13 protein-coding genes are annotated in these 12,793 nt (G+C 52.1%); 4 read left to right on the top strand and 9 right to left on the bottom strand.

Annotation, left to right across the window (positions count from 1 at the left end; all coding sequences use genetic code 11):
• Positions 1-73: 73 nt before the first annotated feature.
• The 4 genes from DUE52_RS27935 to DUE52_RS27920 all read right to left on the bottom strand — a co-directional run bounded on the left by DUE52_RS27935 (position 74) and on the right by DUE52_RS27920 (position 3,312).
• Positions 74-694 carry an inorganic pyrophosphatase gene (locus tag DUE52_RS27935; protein ID WP_114409390.1) on the bottom strand — a complete coding sequence of 207 codons (621 nt, stop codon included), beginning with the start codon at positions 692-694 and terminating at the stop codon, positions 74-76.
• A 101-nt stretch (positions 695-795) separates the two neighbouring features.
• Positions 796-1,764, bottom strand: a complete 969-nt coding sequence (locus tag DUE52_RS27930) for a glycosyltransferase family 2 protein (protein ID WP_114409389.1) — start codon at positions 1,762-1,764, stop codon at positions 796-798.
• Between the two features lie 106 nt (positions 1,765-1,870).
• Positions 1,871-2,569: a tRNA1(Val) (adenine(37)-N6)-methyltransferase gene (locus DUE52_RS27925; RefSeq protein WP_114409388.1), complete on the bottom strand. Its 699-nt coding sequence runs from the start codon at positions 2,567-2,569 to the stop codon at positions 1,871-1,873.
• Positions 2,570-2,679: 110 nt separating this feature from the next.
• Positions 2,680-3,312, bottom strand: coding sequence for a ribonuclease H1 domain-containing protein (locus DUE52_RS27920; protein WP_114409387.1), 633 nt, complete (start codon positions 3,310-3,312; stop codon positions 2,680-2,682).
• A gap of 253 nt (positions 3,313-3,565) precedes the next feature.
• Between DUE52_RS27920 and DUE52_RS32225 the strand changes: the two genes are divergently transcribed.
• Positions 3,566-3,859, top strand: a complete 294-nt coding sequence (locus tag DUE52_RS32225) for a hypothetical protein (protein WP_133299967.1) — start codon at positions 3,566-3,568, stop codon at positions 3,857-3,859.
• Between the two features lie 64 nt (positions 3,860-3,923).
• On the opposite strand, the gene DUE52_RS27910 is transcribed toward DUE52_RS32225, so the two are convergent.
• From DUE52_RS27910 to DUE52_RS27900, 3 genes are all read right to left on the bottom strand, one after another.
• The gene (locus tag DUE52_RS27910; RefSeq protein ID WP_114409385.1) at positions 3,924-4,121 is read right to left on the bottom strand and encodes a hypothetical protein; all 198 of its coding nucleotides are present in this window, start codon (positions 4,119-4,121) and stop codon (positions 3,924-3,926) included.
• A 203-nt stretch (positions 4,122-4,324) separates the two neighbouring features.
• Positions 4,325-5,632 carry a UDP-N-acetylglucosamine 1-carboxyvinyltransferase gene (murA, locus tag DUE52_RS27905; protein WP_114409384.1) on the bottom strand — a complete coding sequence of 436 codons (1,308 nt, stop codon included), beginning with the start codon at positions 5,630-5,632 and terminating at the stop codon, positions 4,325-4,327.
• Between the two features lie 104 nt (positions 5,633-5,736).
• Positions 5,737-6,513 carry a DUF4290 domain-containing protein gene (locus DUE52_RS27900; protein ID WP_114409383.1) on the bottom strand — a complete coding sequence of 259 codons (777 nt, stop codon included), beginning with the start codon at positions 6,511-6,513 and terminating at the stop codon, positions 5,737-5,739.
• A gap of 121 nt (positions 6,514-6,634) precedes the next feature.
• On the opposite strand from DUE52_RS27900, the gene DUE52_RS27895 reads away from it, so the two are divergent.
• Complete coding sequence (locus tag DUE52_RS27895) at positions 6,635-8,017, top strand: MATE family efflux transporter (RefSeq protein ID WP_114409382.1); 1,383 nt, start codon at positions 6,635-6,637, stop codon at positions 8,015-8,017.
• 10 nt (positions 8,018-8,027) lie between these two features.
• Positions 8,028-8,525 carry a DUF1648 domain-containing protein gene (locus tag DUE52_RS27890; RefSeq protein ID WP_114409381.1) on the top strand — a complete coding sequence of 166 codons (498 nt, stop codon included), beginning with the start codon at positions 8,028-8,030 and terminating at the stop codon, positions 8,523-8,525.
• A 7-nt stretch (positions 8,526-8,532) separates the two neighbouring features.
• Here DUE52_RS27890 and DUE52_RS27885 read toward each other — a convergent pair whose 3' ends face one another.
• Positions 8,533-8,715 carry a hypothetical protein gene (locus DUE52_RS27885; protein ID WP_114409380.1) on the bottom strand — a complete coding sequence of 61 codons (183 nt, stop codon included), beginning with the start codon at positions 8,713-8,715 and terminating at the stop codon, positions 8,533-8,535.
• Positions 8,716-8,882: 167 nt separating this feature from the next.
• Between DUE52_RS27885 and DUE52_RS27880 the strand changes: the two genes are divergently transcribed.
• Positions 8,883-11,837, top strand: coding sequence for an FAD-binding and (Fe-S)-binding domain-containing protein (locus DUE52_RS27880; protein WP_114409379.1), 2,955 nt, complete (start codon positions 8,883-8,885; stop codon positions 11,835-11,837).
• 19 nt (positions 11,838-11,856) lie between these two features.
• Here DUE52_RS27880 and DUE52_RS27875 read toward each other — a convergent pair whose 3' ends face one another.
• Positions 11,857-12,738, bottom strand: a complete 882-nt coding sequence (locus tag DUE52_RS27875) for a hypothetical protein (protein ID WP_133299966.1) — start codon at positions 12,736-12,738, stop codon at positions 11,857-11,859.
• Between the last annotated feature and the right edge of the window lie 55 nt (positions 12,739-12,793).

The raw sequence follows: 12,793 nt of genomic DNA, 5'->3' as shown, positions 1-12,793 counted from the left end.
AACAGAACGGAAGGGAGGAAAGCCGCCCGTCAGCCAGTCCGCTTTTCTTCCTGTTTCCGTTCATTCGTTCCGGTTATTTCGCCTGGTTGCGGATCAGCAGCCAGTAGTCTTCGATCGACCGGCGAATGACTTCGTGCGCTTCCTGCCGACCGTAGACATTGACGATTTCGCACGTCATCGGTTCGCCGGGTAAGTTTTTGTACGTCAGGAAGTAGTGTTTCAGGCGCTGCACCACGCTGTCGGGCAGTTGATGCAGGTCTTCGTAGCCTTTATACATCCCGTCGCCTTTCAAGATGGCGATAATTTTGTCGTCGGCTTCTCCTTTGTCCAGCAAGCGAAAACCGCCGATGGGGATGGCTTGCAGAATGATGTTTCCGTGGGTAATGGCGTGTTCGCTCAGCACGCAGATGTCGATGGGGTCACCATCGCCTTTTTCAATTTCACGACCGGAGCGTTCGCGGGCGAGGGAGGCCACCTGCTCGTCGCAATAGGTCATCGGAATAAATCCGTAGAGCGCCGGAACGATGTTGGAATATTTCTGCGGGCGGTCGATTTTTAGATAGCCCGTTTCTTTGTCAACTTCATACTTCACCGTGTCGGTTGGTACAATTTCAATGAAAGCCGTCACTTGTTCCGGAGCGTTTTCACCGATTGGAATCCCATGCCAGGGATGTGCTTTAAATTGATTGTTCATCTTTTTTATAGTCGAGTAACTAAATGCGGTTGGTTTATTCTAAATGGCTGGTATGGTTAAGAATGGTTTTATGGTTGTAAATGGTTGGTATGGTTAACTAATCAGCCACCAACCTGATCGGCGATTAAATAATCCCCCGTTTTGTTGGCCGATTGCCGTACCAGCATTTCCCCCAAAAAACCGGCCAAAAATAACTGAACGCCGAGGATAATTGCCACCAAGGCCAGAAAAAACAGCGGATTGTCGGTCACATTGCGGTATTTCAGGCGATTGGCAATGTTATATAACTTTTCGCTGATGAGGTAAATCGTAATGACGGTTCCGATAAAAAAGGACAGGGTTCCGAAGCTGCCGAACAGGTGCATCGGCCGACGGCTGAATTTATGCACAAAGGCGATAACGAGCAAGTCCAGAAAACCGTTGATGAACCGGTTGAGTCCGAATTTAGTCGTTCCGTATTTACGCGCCTGATGCTGCACGACCTTTTCGCCAATCTTGTGAAAACCGTTCCATTTGGCCACAATCGGCAGATTTCGGTGCATCTCACCGTACAGATTCATCGACTTCACCACTGCCTGGCGGTAGGCTTTGATGCCGGAATTGAAATCATGCAGGTACACACCCGACACCCAGCGGGATACGGCATTGAAGAACTTCGTCGGGACGGTTTTGGTCAGCGGGTCGTAGCGTTTCTGTTTCCAGCCCGATACCAGGTCGTAGCCATCGACGGTGATCATCCGGTACAATTCCGGGATTTCGTCGGGACTGTCCTGCAAATCCGCATCCAGCGTAATGACCACCTGTCCGTTTGTTGCCTGAAAACCGGTCTGGAGCGCGGCCGTTTTGCCGTAATTCCGCGTAAACCGGATGCCCCGCACCTGCGGGTTGCGTTCGGAAAGCCGGGTGACAACCTCCCACGAACGGTCAGTGCTGCCGTCGTCGACAAACAGAATTTCGTACGAATATCCCTGCTCCGTCATCACCCGCACAATCCAGTCGTGCAGTTCGGGCAACGACTCTTCTTCGTTGTAAAGCGGGATAACGATGGAAAGTTGGCGTTTATCAGTCATAAAAATACGGGCTAAACACGGCGGAAATGAAGCGCAGGCAGGAAACGTTTCCGCAACTTCGCGAAGCCCGGTGTTTAGGATCGGTTCACCAAAGGTCGTAAGGATTTTAGAAATTCAGATAAAAAGGTTGCAATAACTGACGGAATGATTCTGTGTAGAGCTTCCCATCCGGGTTGAAAATGGATAATTGCTCGATTTTCGGAGGGGCAAACCGGTCGAAAACGAAACCGGCGATGGTTCTAAAAACCGGTTTTGTGTCATTGTGCCGTACTTCGAGTTGTTGATATGGATGCAAACCGGCTTTTTCGGCAATCACAACCAGTCGTTGCATTTCGGAAGGCGGCAGCAAAACCCAGAATTGGCCCTCCGGTTTTAGCAGACGGACGACGCTGGTGATCAACTCTTCAAACGGCAGTTCGTCGTTGTGCAACGCCCGGTTGATGGCCTGATCGGGCGAGCGTAGGTGGTTGGTGTAAAAAGGTGGGTTGCACAGAATGCGGTCATACGGCTCGGCCGAAAACGTTTGAATCCGGCCCTGAATCACCCGGACCCGATCCGAAAACGGGCTATCGCTCACATTATCAGTTGCTTGCCCGAAAGCCGCCTGATCTATTTCCACCGCATTGATCCGGGCCGTGGGAGTTCGCTGAGCCGCCATGAGTGCCAGTAAACCCGTCCCCGTTCCGATGTCCAGCAACCGCCCTCCGGTTCCCAGTTCCGCATACGCTCCCAGCACGCACGAATCCGTGCAGACCTTCATGGCCGCCCGGTCTTGGTGAATGGTGAATTGTTTGAAGCGAAACAAAGGGAGTTATGAGTTAAAAATGAAAAGTTAAAAATTAAAAGTGGTGGACGCGCCATTGTGCCGCATTTGCGACTTATTTTTAATTTTTAACTTTTCATTTTTAATTAAATTCATTTCCGGCCAAAGTCGGCGGGGTTTTCGCCCCAGTGTTCGGTTTCCCATTTTAGAATTTTGTTGAGGAAGTTGTTGGTTTTCAGCCAGTTTTCGGCCCGGTCGATCAGCTCGAACAGGTGGGCGTTGCGGGGAGTTTCTTCCAGTTTGGTGTTGGCCTTCTTTTTCAGAACCCAGCTAATGGCCGTCCGTGAATCGGAATAAATGGGCAGATTGCTGTCGCGCTGTTTCAACCAGGCCAGGGCGTGAACAATGGCCAGAAATTCGCCAATGTTGTTGGTCCCGTCGTGATGAGGGCCCTGGTGGAAGAGGAGTTGCTTCGTGGTGGCATGCACGCCCTGGTATTCCATATCGCCCGTAGCGGTGTTCCAGGCCGCATCAACGGCAATGCTGTCGGCGATGGGTTTACCAACAAACAGCTTCTGGCTTTTGCCATCCGTTCCGGGCCCTTTGCCCTGTAAATGCAGATGCGGTTTTTCACCCAGCGCTTTTTCGGCCACTGTGCGGCTTTCAAACGATTTGTAAAGAGCGCCGGGAAAATTCTGAATCTGCTCCTGACAGCCTTCCCAGGTATCGTAAACTCCTTTTTGCCGCCCTTTCCAGACGACGTAATATTTGGGCGATTTCGCCATTGTCCGATTGTTCAAGAAAGCCGCAAAGATACACATTGGAAAGGATGTGTGTCCTTTGCATTGGCAAAAACGAAAGTTAGAACAAACTAACGCCCTGATTGTTAGGTATAAAGCGGAGTGATTTGAACAATAAGTGAGACCGTATAGTAAAAAAAAATATTTTTTATGCCACTTCGACGCAACTAAAATTGTCTCCTATTCGTAGGTAACTCAATTTTGTAGATTCATTAACCCACATCGTTCGGAACAATAAATGATCCTGGTACTTTACGCACTCCTTGTTCTGGCAGCACTTTACATCATCCTGCTGCTGGTAATTGTATTGAACATCCAAAAAGTCTGCGAGTGTAATCACTGCCACACGGCCATGCATCTGGAACGAACGAACAGGCCCCTCTACGTTCGCCGGCTTTATGATTATCTTCCACTCAAGTATTTCCGTTGCCGGCGTTGTCACCGTACGTTTTATCTGAACAAAGATACGCCTGATTCGGAGCCGGAAAGCATGAAAGATTCGGCTCCCAAACCGAAGGCTTCCTACACATAGGGGCACACTGATGAGTGGACATCAATCTCCTGATGCCGGTAACGTAATAAACGTACAGAAAAGCCTAGTTGTGCAGGGTTGGATTCTCCTCCATCTGACCCCGGATCAGCCTCAATTTTCGGTTTAAATCCCGGAGTTCCCCCTGGTATTTCTGATACGTGGCCGGATCGCTGCTCTTGAGGGTGTCGTTGTGGCTGTAATGCACTAATAAGGCATTCCGGCGGGCGCTCAGCCGCTGGTAAAGTTCGCTGGTAGGATTCATTGATCTGTTGTTTTTAGGAATACGATGAAGGATCTGCCGCGCACCCTTCATGAACTATAACGTTCGTTTTACTACATAGTACGTACCGTTTATCAAAAAATACTATCGCTTATCACGAGGAATACAAAATAAATAGCATTTACATTCAAAAAGCCGCCCATAATGGGGCGGCTTTTTGAAAATTACAAGGAAATCGTGTTATGTTACAATCGCTCGATTTTCGCTCCAATCGCGTTGAGCCGCCCGTCGATGTTTTGATACCCCCGGTCGATTTGCTCGATGTTATCGATAATGCTTTCGCCTTTGGCCGAGAGAGCGGCAATCAGCAGCGCAACGCCCGCGCGGATGTCGGGTGACGACATCCGAATGCCTTTCAGTTGTTGCTGGCGGTTCAGCCCAATCACCGTGGCCCGGTGCGGATCGCAGAGAATCATCTGGGCACCCATTTCAATGAGTTTATCCACAAAGAATAACCGGCTCTCGAACATCTTCTGGTGTACGAGCAGCGTTCCCTGCGCTTGAATGGCCGTGACGAGCACAATGCTGAGCAGATCCGGCGTGAAACCGGGCCAGGGCGCATCAGAAACCGTCATCATCCCGCCATCCAGAAAACTCTCGATCTGGTAGTGTTCCTGTGCCGGCACGAAAATATCATCACCCCGAAATTCCATCTTGATCCCCAATCGTTTGAAGACGTCCGGAATGATGCCCAATTGCGGGATCTGGCAGTTTTTGATCGTTATTTCCGACTGCGTCATGGCAGCCAGACCGATGAAAGACCCAATTTCGATCATGTCGGGCAACATCGTGTGGTCGGTTCCGCCCAGTTTGTCGACGCCCTCGATGGTGAGCAGGTTGGAAGAAATACCGCTGATTTTGGCACCCATGCGGTTCAGCATCGAGCACAGTTGCTGCAAATACGGTTCGCAGGCGGCATTGTAGATTGTCGTAGTGCCTTCGGCCAGCACGGCGGCCATCACCACATTGGCGGTTCCGGTGACGGAGGCTTCGTCCAGCAGCATGTAGGTGCCCTTCAAATGGCTGGCATCGACATGGTACATGCCGCTTTCGTCGGAGTCGAAATTGAATTTGGCACCCAGTTTTTCAAAACCCAGAAAGTGCGTATCCAGCCGCCGACGGCCAATTTTGTCACCACCGGGGCGCGGAATCCGTCCGGTTTTGAAACGCCCCAGCATGGGACCCAGCAGCATGACCGAGCCACGCAGGGCCGAAGCTTTTTCGCGGTAGTCGGCCGTATCCAGGATGGAAATATCGACCTGGTCGGCCTGAAAACGGTACGATGACGGAGATAACTGCTTGACCTGAACGCCCAGATCGCCCAGGAGTTCGATCAATTTGTTGACGTCACGGATGTCAGGAATATTATGAATGGTAACCGGCTGATCAGTCAGCAAAACCGCACACAGAATCTGGAGCGCTTCGTTTTTAGCGCCCTGCGGGCTGATTTCGCCTTTCAAATGTTGGTCACCGGCAATTCGGAAAGAAGCCATATAGGGAGTTAAGAATTAAGAGTTAAGAATTAAGAATTAAGAGCGTACCAGCCAGCCACACGAGCGGCTAACTCATATCTCTTAACTCTTAATTCTTAACTCTGTTAACGTCTTTTGCGGTTGTTAGGATTGTTGCCACCTCTGAAACGGTCGTTCCGGTGTCCGCCATCGCGGTTATCACGGCCGCCGGCTCCACCATCCCGGTGGCCACGCTGTCCCTGGTTGGGGTAGAAATTCGGGTTATTCTGGCGGTTTCCTGAGGTTTCGTTTCGGTTGTAGGGTTGTCCCGATCCTTCGTTTCGGCCGTGCGAAGGGCCGCTGGGCGTCCGGCGGGGCGGTTGATCTCCCGTCCGTTCGCGCGGGGTGGCATCGACAAAACCGTTGGTTCGGATCGACATGATGTCGTCGTGGAGCTTGCCGTTCGCCATCTCGTCGAGGTTGGTCAGAATCGTCTCGTCTTCCACAGCCTCCTTGTTCCAGGTCGAATAAAACGTCTTCATCAACTTGGCCATGTACGAAACGAAGGCCAGGCGTTCTTCAGAATCCTCCAGCGAAATGGCTTTGGCAATCAAGAGGTTAATATTTTGTCCGTAGTGCTTGTAACGCAAACCGTGGGTATTATACGGAACGGGTTGCGGTTTCTTCCCCAGGACATCCGCCGTTGGGGGCGGGTAGGGGCTGTCCACATCGAGCCTGAAGCCCGACATGATGTAGAGGTCGTCCCACAATTTATTATAGTAGTCCTGATTATCCCGCATGTTGGGATGGATTTGCCGCATAAGCTCTACCAGGATGTGCGCGTAGCGGGTGCGCTTTTCGCGGTCTTCGATAGTCTGTAGATGTTCGACTAATTTTTGGATGTTGCTGCCGTACTCTTTCAATCGATTGGGGCGTCTATGGTATGTTTAGACAAAAGTAACAAAAAAAGTCTTGCACCATCATTAATCCTTTCGTGAGCGTCGACGACCGGAACAAGCATCGAAAAGTTGCTGTTGGGAAAGCATGAAGCAGTGGTACCAGATGTATAAACCGGAACTTGCCGACACCATCCGGCTGAGCATTCCGATTGTGATTGCCCAGTTGGGTGTGGTGTTGATGGGCGTCACCGACGATCTGTTCGTTGGGCGGTTGTTGGGTGCCATTCCGCTGGCGGGGGCGGGTTTGTCGGTGTCGCTGTCTTTTCTGGTATCGAGCATTGGCGTTGGCGGCCTGTCGGTGGTGGCTGCGCTGGTGTCGCAGGCTCGCGGGCGTAACGATGCCGCCGAGATCAACCGGTTGTTTCGGGCGGGTTTGTGGGTTGCCCTGTGGCTGGGTTTGGCGTTAGGGCTGGTCGGTGTCGGTGTGGCCTACTTTTATGATCAGTTTGGACAGACGCCGGAGGTCACCGAAATTGGCCGGAACTTCCTGCTCATTCTCAGTTTGTCGAACATTCCGCTGTTTCTGTTTATTGCCGCCCGGCAGTTGTGCGACGGTCTTTCGTATCCGCGAATTGCCTTGATCATCACTTTGTTGGCCCTGTTTCTGAATGCGTTGCTCAATTATGTTCTGATCAAGGGCGTAGGCCCGTTTCCGGCACTGGGCGTTCAGGGTTCGGCGCTGGGAACGCTGCTTTCGCGCAGCTTCATGGCAGCCGCGATCATTCTTTATATTCGGCGAAACCGCCTGTTTCAGGCTTACTTCTCACCCTCGTTTCAGAAGCTGCGGGTGAGCAGGCACATTCGTCAGATTCTGCAACTGGGCCTGCCGGGCGGATTTACGTTTTTCTTTGAAGTGGCGACGTTTTCGCTGGCTGCTATGATGGCGGGCTGGCTCGGAACCGACCAACTGGCCGCGCACCAGATCGCCATCAACATGGCGTCGATCACTTACATGATGGCCACCGGGATTTCGGCTGCGGGTTCCATTCGGGTTAGCCGTGCGCTGGGTCGCTCCAACCTGACCGCCGTGCGACGGGCCGGGGTAGCGGCTTTGTGGCTGGTTTTTGTGTTCATGGGTCTACCGGCGGTGGTTTTTCTGACGGCCAACGACTGGCTGGTAAGCTGGTATATCCGGGACCATGCCGAGGTGGCCGCCATCGCGGCTTCGCTGGTCATCATGGCCGGTTTTTTCCAACTGTCCGACGGCATTCAGGTGGTCGGAATCGGCATGTTGCGTGGTTTGTCGGACGTCAACACGCCAACCATCATCAGCCTGTTTGCTTACTGGATCATCGGTTTGCCGATGAGTTATGTGCTGGGTTTCTGGTTTAACCTGGGCGCAATCGGGATCTGGATCGGTTTGCTGGCCGGTTTGACGATGGCGGCTATTTTGTTTCCAATCCGGTTTTTCCGGCTGGTTCGGCAGATCAAACCGGATGCGGTCGAAACAACCGTTTATACCCCTTAATTAAATTGACATGAAACCCCTGCTATCCACCGCCGTTCCACGAACGGAACGTCTGCTGAACGCCCTGACCTTGCTGTTGCTCGTCGGTCAAGTTGTATTGATTATCGGGTATTATGCCCAACTGCCCGAAACCATCCCGGTTCATTTTGGTCTGGCCGGAAAACCGGATCGCTGGGGTGGTCGCGGGCAACTGTTCATTGTGCCGGGACTTGCTACCTTTATTTTCGTTATATTCTGGTCAATTCGCCAAATTCCGCCAGATTATTACAACATGCCCACTCCGTTAACGCCCGAAAACCGGGAACGGCAAATCCGCAATACACACGAAATGCTGGCTATGTTGGCGTGTGTAGTAATGATCTTTATGTTCTGGTCACTTTGGGACTGGATACGTTCCGCATCCAATGGTGAACTTGTCAGGAGCAAAATAGCACCCCTCATTTTCATAGGGCTATCTATTTTAGGCACGATCATTTATTATGTCCGACGAGCCTATACGCTCAAATAGTAAATTCCTACGCAGCGTCTTTTGTGCTGCGAATCAGGCTGATTCCGGAAAAGAAAAAAATACCGCCCATGATGAGGTAAATCCAGGACGCCCGGGCAACGCCCCCGCTGGTGAGATCCATGCCGCCGTAGATGAGGCCGATCAGTCCGGCCAGGGTCAATATAATTCCGAAAATGCTTTTTACGCTCATGGTCGTTCAAGTGAGTGGTTTGTAGGCTATAAACTCTTTTTGGTGAAAATTGTCTGCCGGAGCGGTGGGATCTTTTTTCGGGCCTGGTGAACTGCGGTCGGCGTTTTGTTTTTTTTCAATGCATTCATTCCTAATTTCGCCGGTTCCCTGACCGGTTTTCGCTTTTTATGTTTAAAATTCCCGCCCCTACCTTTTCATCGCTCGTACAGTCGTTCGAGGGAGAATTATACCACGACTCCTCCCCCGAACACGAAGCCATGCGCCTGCTCTATGCCACGGATGCGTCGGTGTATCAGGAAAAACCGCTGGCTGTTGCCCTTCCCAAAACGACGGAAGACATCAAGCGGCTGGTGCGGTTTGCCCGCCAAAACCAGACATCACTGATTCCGAGAGCCGCCGGAACATCGCTGGCCGGGCAGGTAGTCGGTGGGGGCATCGTAGCCGACTGTTCCAAATATTTTTCGAATGTTCTGGAAATCAATCCTGAAGAAGGCTGGGTTCGGGTTCAGCCGGGTGTTATCCGTGACGATCTGAATGCGGTTTTAAAACCGTACGGCCTGATGTTTGGCCCGGAAACTTCGACCGCCAGCCGGGCGATGGTCGGCGGAATGATCGGCAATAATTCCTGCGGACTGCACTCGATTGTCTGGGGCAGCACGCGCCACCATCTGCTGGAAGTGAAAGCAATCCTGAGCGACGGTGCCGAAGTGACCTTCCGGAGTTTGAGTCGTGACGAATTTGACGGCAAATGCCGGGGTGTTGGGGTCGTGAGTCCGCTCGAACAGCGGTTGTATCAACAGGTTCGCGACCTGCTCAGTGGATCACAAAATCAGAAACAGATCCGGGCCGGTTTTCCCAAGCCGACCATCACCCGCCGGAATACGGGCTACGCGCTCGATGAATTACTGCCGTTTTTTGAGCAAAATCCCGACCAGACCTTCAACTTCTGCAAACTCATTGCGGGCTCGGAAGGAACGCTGTGTTTTATTACCGAAGCCAAACTGAACCTGCTGCCACTGCCGCCGAAAAAAAGTGCATTGGTTTGCGCCCATTTTGTCACCATCCGGCAATCGCTGGAAGCCAATCTGGTGGCGCTGGAGCACCGCTGCTCGGCTTCTGAACTGGTCGACGATTACATTCTGCAATTGACCAAAGGCAACATCGAGCAGGCCAAAAACCGGGATTTTGTCGAGGGTGATCCCAAGGCGGTATTGATGGTCGAGTTTTTTGATGATACCGTTGAAGCCGTCACCGGAAAAGCCAATCGCCTTATTACTGCGTTGAAGGAGAAAGGGTTAGGTTACGCCTTTCCGATTTTGTTCGATCAGGAAGCGGTGAAAGCCTGGAACCTGCGGAAGGCCGGGTTGAGCATCATGTATAACATTCCGGGCGATGATAAACCGGCGAACGTTATCGAAGATTGCGCCGTGGATGTCCGCGATCTGCCCGACTACATTGATGAACTGGACCGAATGGCCGCCGAAAAGCACGGCCTGACGCTCGAATATTCGGCCCACGCCGGTGCGGGCGAACTCCATGTGCTGCCGTTGATCAACCTGAAATCGAATGAAGGCCGGTTGCAGTTTCGGGCCTTGCTGGCCGATACCGCGGAGCTGGTAAAAAAATACGGTGGTTCGCTGTCGGGCGAACACGGCGACGGACGCTTGCGGGGCGAGTTTATTCCCTACATGATTGGCGACGCTAACTTTCAGTTGGTGCAGGATATCAAGCGGATGTGGGACCCGCAGCGCATTTTTAATCCGGGAAAAATCGTCGATACACCGCCGATGAACGAATTTCTGCGGTATCAGCCCGATCAGAAAGCGGTTCAGATCGACACCATTTTTGATTTTTCGGCGGAAGACGGCATTCTCAATCTGGCCGAAAAATGCAGCGGATCAGGGGATTGTCGAAAAACCGCCGTTACGGGTGGAACGATGTGTCCCAGCTACATGGCAACCCGCCGGGAACGCGACACGACCCGGGCGCGGGCGAATATCCTCCGCCAGTTTCTGACCAACTCCGACAAGGCCAATCACTTCGATCACGAGGAAATCAAGGAAGTGATGGATCTGTGTTTGTCCTGCAAAGGGTGCAAATCCGAGTGTCCGTCGAGTGTCGATATCAGCCGGATGAAAGCGGAGTTTTTGCAGCATTATTACGACGCCAACGGAACGCCCTTGCGCGCCCGGCTGATTGGTAATTTTACGAAACTGATGTCGCTGGCGAGTCTGGCTCCCTGGGCGTACAACGCGATTTATGACACGCCCGCGCTTCGGCGGATTGCCAACCGGATGGCCGGTTTTCACCCGGATCGAACCATGCCGGAACTGGCGGGAACGACTTTGAAAAAATGGTGGAAAAACCGGGACGTTCCGGCGCATAAAAACCGCCGAACCGTCTACCTCTTCTGCGATGAATTTACGAATTACAACGACGTGGAAGTCGGACAGAAAACTATCCAACTGCTTGAACGACTGGGCTATGACGTGATCATTCCCGACCATCTGGAAAGCGGACGGACGTATCTTTCGAAAGGCCTGGTGCGGGATGCGCAGAAGATAGCCATCGAAAACGTAAACCGCTTGAAGGACCTGATCACGGCTGAAACCCCGTTGATCGGCATCGAACCGTCGGCCATTCTGGGATTCCGGGACGAATACGCGGATTTGATGCCTGCGGAATTAAAAGCAGCCGCCCAGCACCTGGCCAAGCATTCGTTGCTGGTCGATGAATTCATTGCACAGGAAATGGACAAGGGCAACATTACCAAAACCGCCTTCACGTCCGAAAAACGACTGATCAAGCTACACGGACACTGCCACCAGAAAGCCCTGGCCTCGCAGGTGCCGACGAAGAAAATGCTGTCGTTGCCCGAAAACTACGAGGTGCAACTGATTCCTTCCGGTTGTTGCGGGATGGCGGGATCGTTTGGCTACGAAAAAGAACACTACGCGCTGTCGATGCAGGTGGGTGAACTGGTGTTGTTTCCGACGGTCCGTGAGCAGCCCGCGGAGGTGTTGATTGCCGCGCCCGGAACCAGTTGCCGCCATCAGATCAAAGATGGAACAGGACGTCTGGCAAAACATCCGGCGGAAATCCTGTTCGATGCTCTGAACTAGAAACCGGAATCAGGTACCCTTATTCTACACAGTTGTACTGGTACGTTTGCCGGTAGTGCCGGTCGGCCGGAAAGGTGTCGGCCGGAACCGACAAGCGGGAAAGTTGGATGGCCTGTAGCGGGTTGAAATTTCCGTCATAACTGGTCGTGAACTGACTGGATTCCTCCAGGATGACCGCCCCATTGGTATTTCTGGTTTTTCGGGTAAAGCCCTTGCAGTCATACCGTTGCAAGTATCGTGCAATGTCTGCTTCAGCGGGGTTGGTCAGGGCCAGCAGTGCAAGCACAATGGCCTGCCCCGAGTCGTAGAACGGCGAATGATTGTCGGCACTTTGCTCAAAAGCCAATTCTTCCTCGGTTCGTGAACCATCTTTGTACCCATTCTGAACCGATTGTGAAACCAGATCTACGGTATTACGGGCAATGGTATCGTACGAAAACTGAAAGGTCCGGCTGGCAATGAAGGAATTGGTCGGCAATGTCACCCGCGTCTCGACCAGGCGGATTAAACGGACCGTACGATCAACGGAATCGTAAAAAAGTGAAAACACGGATTGTTCCTTGTTGTTGACCACATACGATGCTTTTTCGACCCGTTCGAGGGCATTGTAATCGAGACTCAGTACGATCGAACGGTCTTCGGTATAAGCGGAAGCAATTTTTCCGCCCAAGTAGTCAAATCGGAAAGAAATAGAGCGGTCGGGTGTCGTACTCGTGTACGAGGTGAGCTGGCCATTGTTATAGGCAAAGGATTGTCGGCCAATTTCCTGCTGATCATCATCTCTTTGCTGATAGCGAACCAGTTCCGTGACCAGACAAACCGTATCGGCAGGAGTGGGGTTCTTGAGCGTACAAGCAACCAGCGTCAGGGCTATCCCTCCGTAGCCAAACCATTTTTTCATGTATAAAGATGCCCGGAACAACAATGAACCGCCAAAATACGAACTATTTATCAAA

It is taken from the genome of Larkinella punicea (assembly GCF_003334855.1).
GTDB lineage: Bacteria > Bacteroidota > Bacteroidia > Cytophagales > Spirosomataceae > Larkinella > Larkinella punicea.
This window is presented reverse-complemented; position numbering and strand designations above follow the sequence as displayed.

What these genes read in the sequence shown, in the direction of transcription:
- DUE52_RS27935 (WP_114409390.1), bottom strand. Translation starts at nt 694, where the DNA reads ATGAACAATCAATTTAAAGCACATCCCTGGCATGGGATTCCAATCGGT.
- DUE52_RS27930 (WP_114409389.1), bottom strand. Translation starts at nt 1,764, where the DNA reads ATGACTGATAAACGCCAACTTTCCATCGTTATCCCGCTTTACAACGAA.
- DUE52_RS27920 (WP_114409387.1), bottom strand. Translation starts at nt 3,312, where the DNA reads ATGGCGAAATCGCCCAAATATTACGTCGTCTGGAAAGGGCGGCAAAAA.
- DUE52_RS32225 (WP_133299967.1), top strand. Translation starts at nt 3,566, where the DNA reads ATGATCCTGGTACTTTACGCACTCCTTGTTCTGGCAGCACTTTACATC.
- DUE52_RS27910 (WP_114409385.1), bottom strand. Translation starts at nt 4,121, where the DNA reads ATGAATCCTACCAGCGAACTTTACCAGCGGCTGAGCGCCCGCCGGAAT.
- murA (WP_114409384.1), bottom strand. Translation starts at nt 5,632, where the DNA reads ATGGCTTCTTTCCGAATTGCCGGTGACCAACATTTGAAAGGCGAAATC.
- DUE52_RS27895 (WP_114409382.1), top strand. Translation starts at nt 6,635, where the DNA reads ATGAAGCAGTGGTACCAGATGTATAAACCGGAACTTGCCGACACCATC.
- DUE52_RS27890 (WP_114409381.1), top strand. Translation starts at nt 8,028, where the DNA reads ATGAAACCCCTGCTATCCACCGCCGTTCCACGAACGGAACGTCTGCTG.
- DUE52_RS27885 (WP_114409380.1), bottom strand. Translation starts at nt 8,715, where the DNA reads ATGAGCGTAAAAAGCATTTTCGGAATTATATTGACCCTGGCCGGACTG.
- DUE52_RS27880 (WP_114409379.1), top strand. Translation starts at nt 8,883, where the DNA reads ATGTTTAAAATTCCCGCCCCTACCTTTTCATCGCTCGTACAGTCGTTC.
- DUE52_RS27875 (WP_133299966.1), bottom strand. Translation starts at nt 12,738, where the DNA reads ATGAAAAAATGGTTTGGCTACGGAGGGATAGCCCTGACGCTGGTTGCT.